The organism is Streptomyces lavendofoliae (genome assembly GCF_014649735.1).
Lineage (GTDB): Bacteria > Actinomycetota > Actinomycetes > Streptomycetales > Streptomycetaceae > Streptomyces > Streptomyces lavendofoliae.
Map to the genome: position 1 here is coordinate 373,849 of NZ_BMTP01000005.1, position 15,301 is coordinate 389,149.

Consider the following 15,301-nt stretch of genomic DNA (forward strand, 5'->3'; position numbering starts at 1 on the left):
GTATTCCCAAGCCCTGTACCGGCCAGTAAAAACCGTGGGTAACCCCACTTCCAGGAGGCGCAATGACGCGCACCGGTAGCAGAGCCGGGTTCGGGCTCCGATGGACGGTCGCGGCAGCGGCCGCGCTCGCCGCCGTTCTCGGCCAGGCGGCCGCCGCCACCGCGGTGGACGCCCCCCGCCCCACCGCATCCGTACCACTGCCGCCCGAGCTGGAGGCGATCCGCGCCGCCGAGGCCGTGAAGCTGTACGGCAGTCCCGCCGAACGGCCGCTCGCCGAGCGGAAGACCGGACTGGTCTCCCTGGGCGACAGCGAGATCTCGGGCGAGGGCGTCGGCACGTACGAGCCCCCGACCAACGGGCCCGACAACTGGTGCCACCGCTCGCCCCAGGCGGCCATCCACCGCACCGGCATCCCCGCCGACGTCACGTACAACGTCTCGTGCTCCGGCGCCGCCACGACGAACATCCGCGTCGGGGGCGCCAAGCAGTACGCCGACGAACTCGTCCAGAGCGACAGCCTCGCCGTGAAGGCCCGCAACACCCGCGTCAAGATGGTGCTGCTGGTGGCCGGAGCCAACGACGACCTGCAGTTCGGCCCCGTGATGACCGACTGCGTCACCCGCTACCTCACCCTCCAGGGGCCGTGCGAGCCGAAGTACGCCCCCGGCTGGCAGGCCCGCGTCGACGCCCTCGTACCCAAGGTGGAACGAACCATCCGCGACCTGCGGTCCGTGATGCGCGACGCCGGGTACGGCGACGGCGACTACCGGCTCGTCGTCATGGGCTACCCCAGCCCCATCGGCCCCGACTTCCACGACAACCCGAACTTCCCCGGCAAGCTCGCCTGCGGCGGCCTCGGGTACGACTCCGACACCGTCTGGGGCCGCGACACCGCCGTACCCGCCTTCGAGCGCGGCATGCGGCGCGCGGCGGCGAACGCCGGGGCCGTCTACCTCGACAACTCCCGGCTGTTCCACGGGCACGAGGTCTGCATGGAGGACGCCTGGGCCCGCGGCCTCTACATCGACCTGTCCAAGCCCGGCCTGCCGGACGAGAACTCCGTCCGCCAGTCCTTCCACCCCAACGCGGCCGGCCACGCCGCCTTCGCCTCCTGCCTGACGCAGCTGTACGCCGCGGGCGTCCGGGAGGGCGGCTGCGCCGACCCCGCCTCGACGGGCAGGCCCGTGCTGGTCCCGGGGGCGTGGGACGACCGGTTCACCCCGCTGCGCGGCGAGGCCGCCGGCACCTGCGTGGACGTCACCGGCGGGGTCACCCGCAACGGCACGGCGGTCGGCGGCTGGGACTGCCACGCGGGACGCAACCAGGACTGGTGGCACGACCCGGCCCGCGGGTCGATCCACACGGCGCTGACCCACGACCGGTGCCTGGACGTGCCGGGCGCCGCCTACGAGGCGGGCAAGGCACTGGTGCTGTGGAACTGCTCCGGCGCCGCCAACCAGCGGTTCGTCCGCGAGGGCGCGACGCTGCGCCCGGCGGCGGCGCCCTCCCTGTGCCTCACCCTCGCCGCGGCGAAGGACCCGCTGCGGCTCCAGCCCTGCGACGGCACGGCCAGGCAGCGGTTCGCCCGGCCCGCCGGTACGCGGGAGGCCCCCGGCCGGGGATGACCCGCCGGTAGGCGGGAAAGCCCTCGGGTACGCGTACGGGCCCGGCCGCCGTCACGGTGGCCGGGCCCGTACCGCACGGGGTGGCGCGGGCGCCTAGGCCGGGCCGCGCACCGGGATCGACGTGAACGTCGGCGCCGGAGCGGGGTCCTGGAAGAAGTCGTTGCCCTTGTCGTCCACCACGATGAACGCCGGGAAGTCCTCGACCTCGATCTTCCAGACCGCCTCCATGCCGAGCTCCTCGTACTCGACGACCTCGACCTTCTTGATGCAGTCCTGGGCCAGGCGCGCGGCCGGGCCGCCGATGGAGCCCAGGTAGAAGCCGCCGTGCGTGCCGCACGCGTCGGTGACCTGCTTCGAGCGGTTGCCCTTGGCCAGCATCACCTTGGAGCCGCCCGCCGCCTGGAACTGCTCCACGTAGGAGTCCATGCGGCCGGCCGTGGTCGGGCCGAAGGACCCGGAGGCGTACCCCTCGGGCGTCTTGGCCGGGCCGGCGTAGTACACCGGGTGGTCCTTGAGGTACCGCGGCATCTCCTCGCCCGCGTCCAGCCGCTCCTTGATCTTGGCGTGCGCGATGTCGCGCGCCACCACCAGCGGACCGGACAGCGACAGCCGGGTCTTGACCGGGTGCTTGGTGAGCTCGGCGAGGATGTCGTCCATCGGCTGGTTGAGGTCGATCCGCACGACGTCGCCCGACTCGTCGAGGTGCTCGTCGGTGGTGTCGGGCAGGAAGCGCGCCGGGTCGGTCTCCAGCTGCTCCAGGAAGACGCCCTCGGCGGTGATCTTGGCGACGGCCTGGCGGTCGGCCGAGCAGGACACGGCGATCGCGACGGGCAGCGAGGCGCCGTGGCGCGGCAGGCGCACCACCCGCACGTCGTGGCAGAAGTACTTGCCGCCGAACTGCGCGCCGATGCCGATCTTCTGCGTGAGCTCGAAGACCTTCTTCTCCAGCTCCTCGTCGCGGAAGCCGTGGCCCAGCTCCGAGCCCTCGGACGGCAGCGCGTCCAGGTAGTGCGCGGAGGCGTACTTCGCGGTCTTCAGCGCGAACTCGGCGGACGTGCCGCCGACGACGATCGCCAGGTGGTACGGCGGGCACGCGGCCGTGCCGAGGGAGCGGATCTTCTCCTCCAGGAACTTCATCATGGAGGTCTCGTTGAGGACCGCCTTGGTCTCCTGGTAGAGGAACGACTTGTTGGCGGAGCCGCCGCCCTTGGCCATGAAGAGGAACTTGTACGCGCCGCCGTCGGTCGCGTACAGCTCGATCTGGGCCGGGAGGTTGGAGCCGGTGTTCTTCTCCTCCCACATGGTGAGCGGCGCCATCTGCGAGTAGCGCAGGTTGAGGTTCTTGTACGCGTCGTGAATGCCGAGCGACAGGGCCTTCTCGTCCTCGCCCTCGGTCAGCACGTTCTGGCCGCGCTTGCCCATGACGATCGCCGTGCCGGTGTCCTGGCACATGGGGAGCACGCCGGCGGCCGCGATGTTCGCGTTCTTGAGCAGGTCGAGCGCGACGAACTTGTCGTTGGCCGACGCCTCCGGATCGTCGATGATCTTGCGCAGCTGGGCGAGGTGCGCCGGGCGGAGGTAGTGCTGGATGTCGTGGATCGCCTCCGCGGCGAGCTTGCGCAGCGCCTCCGGCTCGACCTTGAGGAACGTACGGCCGTCAACTTCGAAGGTGGAGACACCCTCGGCGGTCACCAGGCGGTAGGGCGTGGTGTCCGCTCCCAGCGGGAGCAGATCGGAGTACTGAAACTCTGGCATTGCGGCCATTCCTCACTCGGCAGACGCGACGCGGCCTCCGTTGGCAGCGCGCCCACAAGCGTAGAACGCCCCGGGCCGCCGGGTCCTGTGAGGTAAGGCTCAGTTCCCGGCCCCGACCCCTGGTCGCGATGTATCGCGTTTGGCTACGCTGGCACTGTGGACCTCGAGAAGCAGCCCCAGAAGCCGGCCGCGCCCGCCGAACCCGCCCTGCGGGCTTCGGACGCCGACCGGGACCGGATCGCGGACATCCTCCGGGACGCCCTGGCCGAGGGCCGGATCGACACGGAGGAGCACGCGGAGCGGGTCGACGCCGTCTACCGGGCCAAGACGCTCGGGGAACTGGAGCCACTCGTCCGCGACCTGCCAGCCGCGCGCCCCGGCCCCTCGGCGCCGCACGTTCCGCCCTACGCCTACGACGCGGGCGACCCGGCCGCCCCGGCGGACAAGCTGATCGCCGTGTTCTCCAGCACCTCCCGCCGGGGCCGGCGCCGGCTCGGGCCGCGCACCCACGCGTTCTCCCTCTTCGGCAGTGTGGAGATCGACCTCACCGAGGCGGTGTTCACCCAGCGGCTGACGATCATCGACGCCGTCTCGGTCTTCGGCAGCGTCGAGGTGCGCGTGCCCGAGAACATCACGCTGCGGGGCGGGGGCACCGGCGTCTTCGGCAGCTTCGAGGTGGACACCCTGGAGGCCGCCGACCCCGAGGCACCGGTCGTCGTGATCAACGGATACGCCGTCTTCGGCAGCGTCGAGGCCCGCCCCAAGCGCGGCAGTTTCATCGCCGACCTCCACCACAAGTTGCGCAAGCACTTGGGTGGTTGACGCGCCACGGCCGGTTCCGGCCGGTGGGAATCCCGCCCCCTGGAACGGAGTGCCACGCAGTGCATAGGCGTGCGTACAGCGGGTAGGGCTTGCTGCATCGTCTCTCGCTCGCGAAGCCGTCGTCAGGAGTAGACCGTGCTGCAACTGCCGCCCCAGCCGCTCCAGGTCGCCGCCGCCGCCCCCTCCCAGCGCGTTTCGCCGCGGGAGGACCAGGCCGGTCCGTGGCACTCGGAGGCGGTGTGCCGCCGGGACGAAGCAGGCTTGTTCTTCGCCCCGTCCAAGGAGCCCACGGCCGCCCGGCTGGCGAGGGAGGAGGCCGCGAAACGGGTCTGCGCCCGCTGCCCGGTGATGGTCGAGTGCCGGGAGCACGCCCTGCTCCAGCCCGAGCCGTACGGCGTGTGGGGCGGCCTGACGGCGGCCGAGCGCCGTGTCGTGCTGGCCCGGCGCAGGCGCCGCGAGGTGGAGCTGAAGAAGGCCGCGTCGACCGGCCCCCGCATCGCCGCCGCCGGCTGACCCGGCCGGTGCCGCACCCGCGGCACGGCACCGGTCCTGGCGACGCCGCTCCGGCGCACGGAGACGCGAAGGGGCGCCCCCACCGCACAGGGGGGCGCCCCTTCGCGTGTCCGCGTGGCTACTTCGCGCGGTCGAAGTCGATCTGGCTGTACGCGCGCAGCTTCGACAGGCGGTGCGTGGAGTCGATCTGCCGGATCGTGCCCGACTTGGAGCGCATCACCAGGGACGAGGTCGTCGCCGTCTCGGCGCGGTAGCGCACGCCGCGCAGCAGCTCGCCGTCCGTGATGCCGGTCGCGACGAAGAACACGTTGTCGCCGCCGACCAGGTCGTTGGTGGACAGCACCCGGTCCAGGTCGTGGCCGGCGTCGATGGCGCGCTGCCGCTCCTCGTCGTCCTTGGGCCACAGCTTGCCCTGGATGACGCCGCCCAGGCACTTGATCGCGCAGGCGCTGATGATGCCCTCGGGCGTACCGCCGATGCCCATCAGCAGGTCCACGCCCGTGCCCTCGCGCACGGCCATGATCGAACCGGCCACGTCGCCGTCCGAGATGAACTTGATGCGCGCGCCGGTCTCGCGGATCTCCTTGACGATGCCCTCGTGGCGCGGGCGGTCCAGGATGACGACGGTGACGTCCTCGGGCGAGGAGTGCTTCGCCTTGGCGACGCGGCGGATGTTCACCGACACCGGGGCGTTGATGTCGACGTAGTCGGCTGCCTCCGGGCCGGTGACGAGCTTGTCCATGTAGAACACCGCGGACGGGTCGAACATGGTGCCGCGGTCGGCGGCCGCGAGCACGGCGATCGCGTTCGGCATGCCCTTCGCGGTGAGCGTGGTGCCGTCGATCGGGTCCACGGCGATGTCGCACTCGGCGCCGGTCCCGTCACCGACGCGCTCACCGTTGAACAGCATCGGGGCTTCGTCCTTCTCGCCCTCACCGATCACGACGACGCCGTTCATCGACACGGTGGAGACCAGGGTCCGCATGGCCCGCACCGCGGCGCCGTCGGCGCCGTTCTTGTCGCCCCGGCCGACCCAGCGACCGGCGGCCATGGCGGCGGCCTCGGTGACCCGGACCAGCTCCAGGGCAAGGTTGCGGTCGGGAGCCTCGGGAGAGACCTCGAGCTCGGACGGCAGATGATTGTCGGTCATCGGAACGCACCTTTCTGTACGGCGACGGCCGCAAGTGAAGAGGGTGCTGCGACTCTATCGGTAGGTCGACATATTGAGCAGAGGGGCCCACGTATGAGCAGGCCACCCTGATGCGACCATAGGGGGCGTGGCAGGTATGCGTGGCAAGCAGACAGTGCGCGGGATGTTCCAGTCGATGGCGGTCATCCTCGCCGCCGGGGGTGTGATGTACCTCTTCATCCCCCATGACGAGAAGGCGGACCCGATCAAGCCGGTCGACTACCGGGTCGAGCGGGTGACCGCGCAGCGCGCGGCTCCGTACCCGGTCCTGGCGCCGGAGGGCCTCGCCGACGGCTGGACGCCCACCTCGGTCGCGTACGACCGCGAGGGGGGCGACGCCTGGCACGTCGGGTTCCTGACGCCGGACCGGCAGTACGTGGCGGTGGAGCAGTCGACGGCGGTGCCGGAGAAGTACATCGCCGAGGTGACCCACGAGGCGCGGGACACCGGCCGTACGCAGCGGGTGGCGGGCAAAACCTGGCAGCGCTGGGAGGGCCCGAAGTACGACGCGCTGGTCCTGCGCGAGAAGGGCGTCACCACGGTGGTGACCGGAACGGCGACCGGGGAGCAGCTCGCGCGGATGGCCTCGGCGCTCCGGCCGGCGGAGAAGGCGTAGGGCCAACGCCGGAAGCGGGAGGGCCGGCGGCGGGAACGTGTGGGGCCCGGCGGCGCCGGAAGCGGGAAGGCGCGGGCGCGGGAAGCGCGGGAACGGCGACGGCCCCGGGCACCAGGGGGGATGGTGCGCGGGGCCGCCGGTCCGGGGGCCGTCGGTCAGACGGTGGTGATGACCTCGTCGTAGGCGAGACGGGGGCTGCGCGGGAACGAGGCGCCCTCGCCCGGCTTGCCGATGTTGACGATCATCAGCGGGGTGTGGTCGTCGTCCAGGAACTCCTTCTGGACGCCCGCGAAGTCGAAGCCCGTCATGGGGCCGGCGGCGAGGCCGGCGGCGCGGACGCCGACGATGAAGTACGCGGCCTGAAGGGCGGCGTTGAGGCCGGCGGCCTGCTCGCGGGCCGCGCGCTCCGAGAAGAACACGTCCTTGGCCTGCGGGAAGTGCGGGAAGAGGTTGGGGAGCTCCTCGTGGAACTCGTTGTCCGCGGCGAGGATCGCGACCAGCGGGGCCGAGGCGGTCTTGGCCTGGTTGCCCTCCGCCATCAGCGGGACCAGGCGCTCACGGGCCTCGGCCGAGCGGACGAGGACGACGCGCAGCGGCGACTGGTTGAAGGCGGTCGGCCCGTACTTGACCAGGTCGTAGATCGCCTGGACCTGCTCCTCGGTGACCGGCTCGTCGGTGAAGGTGTTGGCGGTGCGGGCCTCGCGGAAGAGGAGGTCCTGGGCGGCGGGGTCGAGAACGAGGGACATGCTGGGTGCCTTTCGGACGCGCAAAGGATCAAGCGATGCGTCCCACCGTACGCCCGAGATAGGTTAAGTTTCAACTAAACCGGTCCGAGTGGCCCGTGAGTCCCCTCACACCCGGCTCCGGAGGCTCACTCCTCCTGGTCCGCCGGACCCTCCTCACCGGCCAGCGCGGCGTCCAGCCGGGCGCGGGCGCCCTCCAGCCAGCGGCGGCACACCTTGGCCAGCTCCTCGCCCCGCTCCCACAGGGCCAGCGACTCCTCCAGCGTGGTGCCGCCCGCCTCCAGCCGGCGGACGACCTCGATCAGCTCGTCGCGCGCCTGCTCGTACCCGATCGCCGTCTCCGTGGTGTTCGCTGCCATGCGACCACCCTAAGGGCGGGGTACGACAACGTCGGCGCCCACGCGCACGGGGAACTCGCCCTCGGCGACCCGGGCCCGCAGCTCCTCGTCCGGCGCGACATCACCCGGCGACCGCACCACCGTCCCGTCCGCCCGCTGGAGCACCGCGTACCCCCGCTCCAGCGTGGCCGCCGGCGAAAGGGCCACCACGCGCGCGCGGGTGTGCGCCAGCTCGGAGTCCGCCCGGTCCAGCAGGTGCCCCACCACGCGGCGGCTCCGCGCCAGCAGGGCCTCGACCTCCGCCTCCCGGTCCTCCACCATCCGCTGCGGGTGCTCCATGACCGGCCGGCCCAGCGCGTGCGCCAGACCCCGCTCCTCGCGGTCGAGCAGCCCCCGCACCGTGCGCAGCGCCCGGTCGCGCAGGCCCCGCACCCGGTCCAGCTCCTCGCCCACGTCCGGGACGACCTTCTTCGCGGCGTCGGTCGGGGTGGACGCCCGCAGGTCCGCCACCAGGTCCAGCAGCGGCGAGTCCGGCTCGTGGCCGATCGCCGACACCACCGGCGTACGGCACTCGGCGACGGCCCGCACCAGCTGCTCGTCGGAGAACGGCAGCAGGTCCTCCACGCTGCCGCCGCCCCGGGCGACGATGATCACGTCCACGTCCGGCAGCTCGTCCAGCTCCTTGACGGCCTGCACCACCTGCGGGACGGCGTGGACGCCCTGCACCGCCACGTTCCGCACCTCGAAGCGGACCGCCGGCCACCGCCGCCGGGCGTTCTCCAGCACGTCGCGCTCGGCGGCCGACGCACGGCCGCACACCAGCCCGATCAGCTGAGGCAGGAACGGCACTGGCTTCTTGCGGTCCGGCGCGAACAGGCCCTCCGCGCCCAGGGACCGCTTCAGCATCTCCAGCCGGGCCAGCAGCTCCCCGATGCCCACCGGCCGCATCTCCGTCGCCCGCAACGACAGCTGCCCGCGCGGGGCGTACCACTCGGGCTTGGCGCGCACCACGACCCGGGCGCCCTCGGAGACCACGTCCGCCACCGCGTCGAACACCTGCCGGAAGCAGGTGACGCTCACGGAGATGTCGTACGACGGGTCGCGCAGCGTCATGAACACCACTCCCGCGCCCGGCCGCCGGGACAGCTGCGTGATCTGCCCCTCCACCCAGACGGCACCGAGCCGGTCGATCCACCCCCCGATGAGCCGCGACACCTCACCGACGGGCAGGGGAGCTTCGGCAGACGTATTGAGACCCATGAAGGCGAGCGTACGCGCCCGGTACGACAACGCCCGTGGTACGGCAACGCCTCCGGCTCGTGACCGTCCTGGCTTGTGACCGTCCTGGCTCGTGACCGTCCCGGCCGTGACCGTCCCGGCCGTGACCGTCCTGGCTCGTGACCGTCCTGGCTCGTGACCGTCCTGGCCGTGACCGGTCCGCGGGAACCGTCCGCGATACGGGCCGGCGTTGACAGGTGCGGGGGCGGTCGGTGAAGCTCTGGCCCCATGCAGGCTTCCCGTGACCGCGCGGTCACTCTCGTGGAGCGCCGACACGTCGACCTCGTCCGTGTCGCGAGCGCCATCTGTCCCGGCGCCTGCCCGCGCGCCTGACGGCGCCACCGCCCCGGCTCGCCCGGTAGGCCGCCGCACGGCCGGTCCACCGGCCGCCGTACGCCGGCCGGTTCCCGGTCGCCGGCCCCCGTCGGCCACTTGACGCCGGCCGCCGGGCGCTGACCGTTCGGCGGCGGCGCCGGGTGTCCCGTGCTCACGGCCGGCCGCCGGCCGTCGTTCCTTCCTCTTCCCCCGCCCCCTGGGCAGCGCTCGCCACCACGGCGCCCTCCCCGTGCCGCCGCACGTCCCCGCGGCGGCACCGGACCGCCCGCGCGGTGGCCCCGCCCTGCCCCGGGAGCTTCCTTCGTGACCCGTCTGGAGACTCCGTGACGCCCTCGTACGACCGTCCCTCCGCCGAGCGGCCCGAGCCGTCCCCGCGGCCCCGCGCCGGCCTCACCCGCCGGGCCTTCGGCACCGCCACGGCCGCCGCGGTCACCGTCGCCGCCGCCGCGCCGGCCGCCGCCGCGCCCCCGGCCACGGCTGCCGTCCGGGCGGCGGAACCCCGCGAGCGGCCCTTCCGTGCCGCCCCGGGACGGCACTCGCGGCGGCCGAACATCCTGTTCGTCCTCGGCGACGACCTGGGCTGGGCCGACCTCTCCTCGTACGGGGCACCGCACATCCGCACACCGCACCTGGACCGGCTGGCGAGGCAGGGGGTGCGCTTCACCCAGTCGTACTCCGGGTCGGCCACCTGCTCACCGACCCGTTTCAGCCTCTACACCGGCCGCTACCCGGGCCGCACCCGGGGAGGTCTCGCGGAGCCCATCGCCGACAAGTCCGTCGGCCTGGAACCCACGCACCCCACCCTCGCCTCGTTGTTGCGGGACGCCGGCTACCGCACCGCCCTGATCGGCAAGTGGCACTGCGGCTACCTGCCCGACTACAGCCCGGTCCGCTCCGGCTGGCAGGAGTTCTTCGGCAACTTCGGCGGCGCCCTGGAGTACTACTCCAAGCTCGGTCTCGGCGGCGAGTACGACCTGTACGAAGGGGACGCCGAGTACAAGGACCTGCGGTACTACACCAGCGTCCTCACCGAGAGGGCCGTCGAGTACGTGGGGCGCGACCACGACCGCCCCTGGCTGCTCAACCTCAACTTCACCACCCCGCACTGGCCGTGGATCGCCGAGGGCGACACCGCGGAGAGCGCGGAGATCACCCGCCGGATCAGGTCCGGCGACGCCAGGGCCCTGTGGCACCAGGACGGCGGCTCGGTCGAGAAGTACACGCGGATGGTGGAGGACCTCGACCGCTCCATGGGCCGGGTCCTCGACGCCCTCAGGAGATCGGGACGGGAGGAGGACACCCTCGTGGTGTTCGCCAGCGACAACGGCGGCGAACGCTTCTCGTACAACTGGCCCCTGTCCGGCGCCAAGGGCTCCCTCCAGGAGGGCGGCATCCGGGTGCCCACGATCGTCCGCTGGCCGGCCCGCCTCGACGGGCGGCAGGTGAGCGACGAGCCGGTCTTCTCCCCGGACTGGACGGCCACCCTGCTGGAGCTCGCGGGCGCCCGTCCCCACCCCGCCCACCCCCTCGACGGCGGCAGCCTCGCCGGCTACCTGCTGCGCGGCGAGGAACCGCCCCGGCGGCCGCTGTTCTGGCGGGTACGAGGGGAGCGGGCGCTGCGGCAGGGGGACTGGAAGTACTACCGCGGCAAGGACGGCCGGGACCACCTGTTCCACCTCCCGTCGGACCCGCGCGAGCAGGCGGACCGGGCGGCGGCCGAACCGGCCCTCCTCGGCGAGCTGCGGGCCCGGTGGGAGCGGATCGACGCCGGGCTGCTGCCCTACCCGGCCGCCCGCTGACCGACCGGCTCCTCCCCCGGTGACGCCGTCCACCCCGGCGCCCACCCCGGCGCGCTGCGGGACGTCGTCGGGCTCACCGGCCCGCCCGGAGGAGGAGCCGCCGCCCGCGTGGGCCCGAAGCGGCCCGGTGGGCCCGTCCGTCCCGCTCGTGGTGGTGGCGGCCATGGCCCCCGGTCTCAGCCGCCCGGCGGATCTTCCGCGCCCTGTACGCGCCCTTACGATGGGGACATGACTGCTACGCCTGCCAGCCCGTCGTCCGACAAGCGCGTCCTCCTCGCCGCTCCGCGTGGCTACTGCGCGGGCGTGGACCGTGCCGTGATCGCCGTGGAGAAGGCGCTGGAGCAGTACGGCTCGCCGATCTACGTCCGGCACGAGATCGTGCACAACAAGTACGTCGTGCAGACCCTGGAGAAGAAGGGCGCCATCTTCGTCGACGAGACGGCGGAGGTCCCCGAGGGCTCGATCGTGATGTTCTCCGCGCACGGCGTGGCGCCGACCGTCCACCAGGAGGCCGCCGAGCGCCGGCTCGCCACCATCGACGCCACCTGCCCCCTGGTCACCAAGGTGCACAAGGAGGCGGTCCGGTTCGCCGGCGAGGACTACGACATCCTGCTCATCGGTCACGAGGGCCACGAGGAGGTCATCGGCACCTCCGGCGAGGCCCCGGACCACATCACCCTGGTCGACGGCCCGGACGACGTGGAGAACGTCACCGTGCGGGACGAGTCGAAGGTCGTCTGGCTCTCCCAGACCACCCTCTCGGTCGACGAGACCATGGAGACGGTCGACAAGCTGAAGGAGAAGTTCCCGAAGCTGATCTCCCCGCCGAGCGACGACATCTGCTACGCCACCCAGAACCGCCAGACCGCCGTCAAGCAGATGGGCGCCGAGGCGGACCTCGTCATCGTCGTCGGCTCGAAGAACTCCTCCAACTCCGTCCGGCTCGTCGAGGTCGCCCTCGGCGCGGGCGCGAAGGACGCCCACCTGGTGGACTTCGCCGAGGAGATCGACGAGGCATGGCTGGAGGGCGTCTCCACGGTCGGCGTCACCTCCGGCGCCTCCGTCCCCGAGGTACTGGTCGAGGGCGTCCTGGAGTGGCTGGCGGGGCGCGGCTTCGAGGACGTGGAGATCGTCAAGGCCGCCGAGGAGTCGATCACCTTCTCGCTTCCGAAGGAGCTGCGCCGCGATCTGCGCGCCGAGGCAGCGGCCCTGAGCGAAAAGCGGTGACCGAAACCCGGTGACCGTCAGCCCCGCGCCGTAACGTTGGGTCCATGAACGTCTTCGGAGTGGACATCGGCGGGTCGGGGATCAAGGGCGCTCCCGTGGACCTGGAGCGCGGAGATCTGGCCGAGCCCCGCCACAAGGTACTGACACCGCACCCCGCCACACCCGACGGTGTGGCGGGGTGCGTCGCTGAGGTCGTCGAGCACTTCGGCTGGTCGGGCCCGATCGGCGTCACCTTCCCGGGTGTCGTCACGGGCTCCACCATCCGCACGGCGGCGAACGTCGACAAGGGATGGGTCGGCGTCGACGCGGCGGCGCTGATCGGCGAACGGCTGAACGGGCTGCCGGTCACCGTCCTCAACGACGCCGACGCCGCCGGGGTCGCCGAGATGACCTTCGGCGCGGGACGCGGCCGCAAGGGCACGGTGATCATGCTGACCTTCGGCACGGGCATCGGCAGCGCCCTCTTCATCGACGGCAGGCTGGTGCCCAACACGGAGCTGGGTCACCTGGAGCTGGACGGCCACGAGGCGGAGAAGCGGGCGTCGACCAAGGTGAAGGAGGACAAGGACATGAGCTGGGAGGACTGGGCGCACCGGGTGCGCAAGTACCTGGCCCATGTGGAGATGCTGTTCTCGCCCGAGCTCTTCATCGTGGGCGGCGGCGTCAGCCGCAAGGCGGAGAAGTTCCTGCCGCTGCTCACGGACGTCCGCGCCGAGATCGTCCCGGCCGGGCTGCAGAACAACGCGGGGATCGTGGGCGCGGCGATGGCGGCCGCGGCCCGGTGAGGCGCCGGCGGCCGGGGCGTCAGCGCTGAGTGGCCCGGGCGGCGGCGGCCGTGGTCCGCTGCCGCCGCCCCATCTGCCGCACCTTGCGTACGGAGGTGATGAGGCCCGCCACCAGCGTGCCGCCGTACAGCCAGCCGGCGTGCACGGCGAGCGTGGTGACCACGGCCATGATCCGGCCGCCCAGACCGCCGGTGCCGCCGGCGATCGGCAGGACGCCCACGGCGAAGGCGATGGGTACGCCGATCGGCGCGGTGACCAGGTCGGCCTCCCGCACCCACAGCGCGGTCAGGGCGCTGACGGGCAGGAAGAGCAGCCCGTACACCAGCGGGGAGCCGCCGAACAGCAGCCGGTCGAGGCAGCCGAGCACGAACATCGACGCGGTGGCGAACAGCCCGGCGCCGAGTCCCGTCAGCCGGGGCGCGGGCAGCCTGCGGAGCGCGAGCACCACGGGCGGAACGGCCCGCCCGCCGGGCCGGCCTCCCGGCCGCCGGGGACCGCCGCCGGGCGTACCCGGCCCGCCGGGCCCGCCGCGGCCGCCGGGCGCGGCCGTACCACCCGGCCTGGCGGGAGGCCGCGCCGGACGTGCTCCGACGGAGCGGACACCGCCGCCGTCGATGAGCGCGCCCGGAGGCAGGGCGCCCGGCGCCGCGGGGGCCGCCGCCGGGGCCGTCGACGCGGCCGGGGCCACCGGGCCCGCGGGGCCCGCCGGGGCCTGCGCCCGCTGCCGGCGCTGAGGGGGACTGTTCCTGTGCTGCTCCACCCGGACAACGTAGGTCGGAATGGCCCGGGAGTCCGGCGAGGGACACGCCCTTTGAGTGACCTTGGCCAAGAGTTCGCCCGACGGCTGCCGTCACCGCCCGCTCCGCCACGCCCGTAAACTGGGGGGTCGGCCCACCATCCTCACTTCTAGGGAAGTCGCCAACGTGTCGCTCACGATCGGAATCGTCGGCCTGCCGAATGTCGGCAAGTCGACCCTGTTCAACGCCCTGACCAAGAACGACGTGCTGGCGGCCAACTACCCGTTCGCCACCATCGAGCCGAACGTCGGCGTCGTCGGCGTCCCCGACGCCCGCCTCACCAAACTGGCCGAGATCTTCTCCTCGCAGCGCGTCCTGCCGGCCACGGTCGACTTCGTCGACATCGCGGGCATCGTGCGCGGCGCGAGCGAGGGCGAGGGCCTGGGTAACAAGTTCCTGGCGAACATCCGCGAGTCGGACGCGATCTGCCAGGTCATCCGTGCCTTCAAGGACGAGAACGTCGTCCACGTCGACGGCAAGGTCTCGCCCAAGGACGACATCGAGACGATCAACACCGAGCTGATCCTCGCCGACCTCCAGACCATCGAGAAGGTCCTGCCGCGCCTCCAGAAGGAGTCGAGGATCAAGAAGGACGTCGTACCGAAGGTCGCGGCGGTCGAGGCGGCCAAGGAGATCCTGGAGCGGGGCGACACCCTCTTCTCGCAGGGCATCCTCCAGGGCTCCGAGCGGGCCGAGCTGCTGCACGACCTGCACCTGCTCACCACCAAGCCGTTCCTCTACGTCTTCAACGTCGACGAGGACGAGCTCACGGACGACACCTTCAAGGACGAGCAGCGCGCCCTGGTCGCCCCGGCCGAGGCGATCTTCCTCAACGCCAAGCTGGAGGCCGACCTCGCCGAGCTCGACGAGGAGGACGCCATGGAGCTCCTCCAGTCCGTCGGCGCCGAGGAGCCCGGCCTCGCCACCCTGGCCCGCGTCGGCTTCGACACCCTGGGCCTCCAGACCTACCTGACGGCCGGTCCCAAGGAGTCCCGCGCCTGGACGATCAAGAAGGGCGCGACGGCCCCCGAGGCGGCCGGTGTGATCCACACCGACTTCCAGAAGGGCTTCATCAAGGCCGAGGTCATCTCCTTCGCCGACCTCGTCGAAACCGGCTCGGTCGCCGAAGCCCGCGCGGCCGGCAAGGCCCGCATGGAGGGCAAGGAGTACGTCATGCAGGACGGCGACGTGGTGGAGTTCCGCTTCAACGTCTGACACGTCCGGTCAAAGGCCGTCCGACCTGCGGCGCGGGTCGGGCGGCCTCTGCGGTCCGCAAGCAGTCCGCAATGCGCTGGATGAGCCCGGCACACGGGGGAGCGGTTACGCCGCTTCGTCGGCCTGCGGCCGGGCATCGGCGGACCGGTCCGCCCCTGGTCGGGGCGGAGGTGAGTACCAGGCACCGCCGGAACAGAGCCCTCGCCGGCCAGGGTCCTGGCCCGTACTCCGCGTTCTGAGGGTGGAAACGGAACCCAGGGCAC

At 72.4% G+C, this 15,301-nt stretch carries 15 protein-coding genes; 9 read left to right on the top strand and 6 right to left on the bottom strand.

Going from position 1 to position 15,301, the window contains the following annotated elements:
- Positions 1–62: 62 nt before the first annotated feature.
- Positions 63–1,625 carry a ricin-type beta-trefoil lectin domain protein gene (locus IE109_RS12600; protein WP_189550891.1) on the top strand — a complete coding sequence of 521 codons (1,563 nt, stop codon included), beginning with the start codon at positions 63–65 and terminating at the stop codon, positions 1,623–1,625.
- Positions 1,626–1,718: 93 nt separating this feature from the next.
- Here the strand turns inward: IE109_RS12600 and IE109_RS12605 are convergent, their stop codons facing one another.
- Positions 1,719–3,389, bottom strand: coding sequence for a fumarate hydratase (locus IE109_RS12605; protein WP_308431355.1), 1,671 nt, complete (start codon positions 3,387–3,389; stop codon positions 1,719–1,721).
- A 147-nt stretch (positions 3,390–3,536) separates the two neighbouring features.
- On the opposite strand from IE109_RS12605, the gene IE109_RS12610 reads away from it, so the two are divergent.
- Both IE109_RS12610 and IE109_RS12615 read left to right on the top strand, forming a co-directional pair.
- Complete coding sequence (locus tag IE109_RS12610; protein WP_189550893.1) at positions 3,537–4,202, top strand: DUF1707 SHOCT-like domain-containing protein; 666 nt, start codon at positions 3,537–3,539, stop codon at positions 4,200–4,202.
- A 135-nt stretch (positions 4,203–4,337) separates the two neighbouring features.
- Positions 4,338–4,715 (top strand): WhiB family transcriptional regulator, encoded by a 378-nt coding sequence (locus IE109_RS12615; protein WP_189550894.1) that lies wholly within the window; start codon positions 4,338–4,340, stop codon positions 4,713–4,715.
- A 118-nt stretch (positions 4,716–4,833) separates the two neighbouring features.
- Here IE109_RS12615 and glpX read toward each other — a convergent pair whose 3' ends face one another.
- Positions 4,834–5,865: a class II fructose-bisphosphatase gene (glpX, locus tag IE109_RS12620; protein ID WP_189550895.1), complete on the bottom strand. Its 1,032-nt coding sequence runs from the start codon at positions 5,863–5,865 to the stop codon at positions 4,834–4,836.
- A gap of 127 nt (positions 5,866–5,992) precedes the next feature.
- On the opposite strand from glpX, the gene IE109_RS12625 reads away from it, so the two are divergent.
- A complete protein-coding gene (locus IE109_RS12625) occupies positions 5,993–6,520 on the top strand; it encodes a DUF4245 domain-containing protein (RefSeq protein ID WP_229890921.1) in 528 nt (175 codons plus the stop codon).
- A 155-nt stretch (positions 6,521–6,675) separates the two neighbouring features.
- On the opposite strand, the gene IE109_RS12630 is transcribed toward IE109_RS12625, so the two are convergent.
- The 3 genes from IE109_RS12630 to xseA all read right to left on the bottom strand — a co-directional run bounded on the left by IE109_RS12630 (position 6,676) and on the right by xseA (position 8,861).
- Positions 6,676–7,266 carry a malonic semialdehyde reductase gene (locus tag IE109_RS12630; protein ID WP_189550896.1) on the bottom strand — a complete coding sequence of 197 codons (591 nt, stop codon included), beginning with the start codon at positions 7,264–7,266 and terminating at the stop codon, positions 6,676–6,678.
- A gap of 125 nt (positions 7,267–7,391) precedes the next feature.
- A complete protein-coding gene (locus tag IE109_RS12635) occupies positions 7,392–7,622 on the bottom strand; it encodes an exodeoxyribonuclease VII small subunit (RefSeq protein WP_189550897.1) in 231 nt (76 codons plus the stop codon).
- Between the two features lie 9 nt (positions 7,623–7,631).
- Positions 7,632–8,861 (bottom strand): exodeoxyribonuclease VII large subunit, encoded by a 1,230-nt coding sequence (gene xseA, locus IE109_RS12640; protein WP_189550898.1) that lies wholly within the window; start codon positions 8,859–8,861, stop codon positions 7,632–7,634.
- A 246-nt stretch (positions 8,862–9,107) separates the two neighbouring features.
- Here xseA and IE109_RS34020 point away from each other — a divergent pair, with 246 nt between their 5' ends.
- The 4 genes from IE109_RS34020 (at position 9,108) to ppgK (ending at position 13,026) form a co-directional block, all read left to right on the top strand.
- Complete coding sequence (locus IE109_RS34020) at positions 9,108–9,212, top strand: putative leader peptide (protein WP_327437496.1); 105 nt, start codon at positions 9,108–9,110, stop codon at positions 9,210–9,212.
- A gap of 326 nt (positions 9,213–9,538) precedes the next feature.
- Positions 9,539–11,014, top strand: coding sequence for a sulfatase family protein (locus IE109_RS12645; RefSeq protein ID WP_189550899.1), 1,476 nt, complete (start codon positions 9,539–9,541; stop codon positions 11,012–11,014).
- A 228-nt stretch (positions 11,015–11,242) separates the two neighbouring features.
- Positions 11,243–12,241: a 4-hydroxy-3-methylbut-2-enyl diphosphate reductase gene (locus IE109_RS12650; protein ID WP_189550900.1), complete on the top strand. Its 999-nt coding sequence runs from the start codon at positions 11,243–11,245 to the stop codon at positions 12,239–12,241.
- A gap of 44 nt (positions 12,242–12,285) precedes the next feature.
- Positions 12,286–13,026, top strand: coding sequence for a polyphosphate--glucose phosphotransferase (gene ppgK, locus IE109_RS12655; protein ID WP_189550901.1), 741 nt, complete (start codon positions 12,286–12,288; stop codon positions 13,024–13,026).
- Positions 13,027–13,045: 19 nt separating this feature from the next.
- Here the strand turns inward: ppgK and IE109_RS12660 are convergent, their stop codons facing one another.
- On the bottom strand, positions 13,046–13,474 hold the full coding sequence (locus IE109_RS12660; RefSeq protein ID WP_189550902.1) for a DUF6542 domain-containing protein: 429 nt from the start codon (positions 13,472–13,474) through the stop codon (positions 13,046–13,048).
- A gap of 475 nt (positions 13,475–13,949) precedes the next feature.
- On the opposite strand from IE109_RS12660, the gene ychF reads away from it, so the two are divergent.
- A complete protein-coding gene (gene ychF, locus IE109_RS12665; RefSeq protein WP_189550903.1) occupies positions 13,950–15,038 on the top strand; it encodes a redox-regulated ATPase YchF in 1,089 nt (362 codons plus the stop codon).
- Positions 15,039–15,301 lie beyond the last annotated feature (263 nt).

Excerpts from the sequence above, each read along its gene's own strand:
- IE109_RS12600 (WP_189550891.1), top strand. The coding sequence starts at position 63 with ATGACGCGCACCGGTAGCAGAGCCGGGTTCGGGCTCCGATGGACGGTC.
- IE109_RS12605 (WP_308431355.1), bottom strand. The coding sequence starts at position 3,389 with ATGGCCGCAATGCCAGAGTTTCAGTACTCCGATCTGCTCCCGCTGGGA.
- glpX (WP_189550895.1), bottom strand. The coding sequence starts at position 5,865 with ATGACCGACAATCATCTGCCGTCCGAGCTCGAGGTCTCTCCCGAGGCT.
- IE109_RS12630 (WP_189550896.1), bottom strand. The coding sequence starts at position 7,266 with ATGTCCCTCGTTCTCGACCCCGCCGCCCAGGACCTCCTCTTCCGCGAG.
- IE109_RS12635 (WP_189550897.1), bottom strand. The coding sequence starts at position 7,622 with ATGGCAGCGAACACCACGGAGACGGCGATCGGGTACGAGCAGGCGCGC.
- xseA (WP_189550898.1), bottom strand. The coding sequence starts at position 8,861 with ATGGGTCTCAATACGTCTGCCGAAGCTCCCCTGCCCGTCGGTGAGGTG.
- IE109_RS34020 (WP_327437496.1), top strand. The coding sequence starts at position 9,108 with ATGCAGGCTTCCCGTGACCGCGCGGTCACTCTCGTGGAGCGCCGACAC.
- IE109_RS12650 (WP_189550900.1), top strand. The coding sequence starts at position 11,243 with ATGACTGCTACGCCTGCCAGCCCGTCGTCCGACAAGCGCGTCCTCCTC.
- ppgK (WP_189550901.1), top strand. The coding sequence starts at position 12,286 with ATGAACGTCTTCGGAGTGGACATCGGCGGGTCGGGGATCAAGGGCGCT.